Below are 1,394 nucleotides of genomic sequence, written 5' to 3' on the forward strand. Positions count from 1 at the left end.
GAGTCTGTAAATTAAACTGTGTCAGCAAAGACAAGAAATAAAATATTAACTTTGCTACCACAGTTTTTTTATGAAAGAAGAATTTGATTTTGAGAGTATCAAGAAGAAGGCAATCGCCCAACTTAAAGCAGGGAAGCCTTTGTTAGGTAAAGACGGTGCATTTGCTCCTTTATTGGAAAGTATCCTAAATGCAGCCTTGGAAGGTGAGATGGACGCACATCTTACCGATGAAGAACGGCAATTGGGTAATCGCCGTAATGGTAAAATGCAGAAGCAGGTGCAGACTCCATTGGGTGAGGTCACGGTTTCTACCCCTCGTGACCGTAATTCAAGTTTTGAACCTCAGTTTATAAAGAAACGTGAGACTATTCTTGCAGAAGGAGTTGCCGACCGTATAATAGGTCTTTATGCAATGGGAAACAGCACAAGGGAAATCAGTGACTGGATGGAAGAAAACCTTGGTAATCGTGTTTCTGCCGATACAATCAGTGCCATAACAGACCGTGTACTTCCGGAAATCAAGGCATGGAAATCCCGTATGTTGGATTCGGTTTATCCAATAGTCTGGATGGATGCCATTCACTATAAAGTGACAGATGAACGCGGTTGTGCCGTATCCCGTGCTATCTATAATGTATTAGGAATTAACAGGGATGGCCACAAGGAACTTCTTGGTATGTATATATCTAAAAATGAGGGTGCTAACTTATGGCTTAGTGTCCTGACGGATCTTCAGAATCGTGGAGTGGAAGATATTCTCATAGCCTGTATAGATGGTTTGAAAGGTTTTCCTGAAGCCATTCAAAGTGTTTATCCTAACACTGCCGTACAGCTTTGTATAGTACATCAGATACGTAATTCCATCAAGTATGTAGGCTCCAAAAATCAGAAGGAATTCCTTAAGGATTTAAAATGTGTCTATCAGGCTGTAAATAAAGAATCTGCAGAGAATGAACTTCTCAAACTGGATGAAAAATGGGGTGAACAGTATCCTATCGTTATCAGATCCTGGCAGGAGAACTGGGATAAGCTGTCTGAATACTTCCAATATACTCCGGCAATACGTAAGCTTATATATACCACAAATACCGTTGAAGGGTATCACCGTCAGATCCGTAAGGTAACAAAAAACAAGGGCGTATTCCCGTCGGATACAGCCCTTGAGAAACTGGTATATCTTGCATACCGAAATATACGGAAGAAGTGGACCATGCCACTGGCTAACTGGGCTACAATCTCACAACAATTAGCCATAAAGTTTGGAGAGCGATTTAAATTATTGTAATTTTACGCTCGTCGGGACGGGTGGTCTCGCCCCTTGGCGATGGCCGTTCCCCGACCGATGAGTTTTATAGAGAAAAATAATGCGTGACACAGTTTATTTTACACTACCT

Annotated in this window: 1 protein-coding gene; it reads left to right on the top strand. The window is 41.6% G+C overall.

Going from position 1 to position 1,394, the window contains the following annotated elements; genetic code table 11:
* Positions 1 to 70 precede the first annotated feature (70 nt).
* A complete protein-coding gene (locus NBH14_RS28615) occupies positions 71 to 1,285 on the top strand; it encodes an IS256 family transposase (protein ID WP_186962112.1) in 1,215 nt (404 codons plus the stop codon).
* Positions 1,286 to 1,394 lie beyond the last annotated feature (109 nt).

The organism is Parabacteroides caecihominis (assembly GCF_023656785.1).
GTDB classification, from domain to species: Bacteria; Bacteroidota; Bacteroidia; order Bacteroidales; family Tannerellaceae; genus Parabacteroides; species Parabacteroides segnis.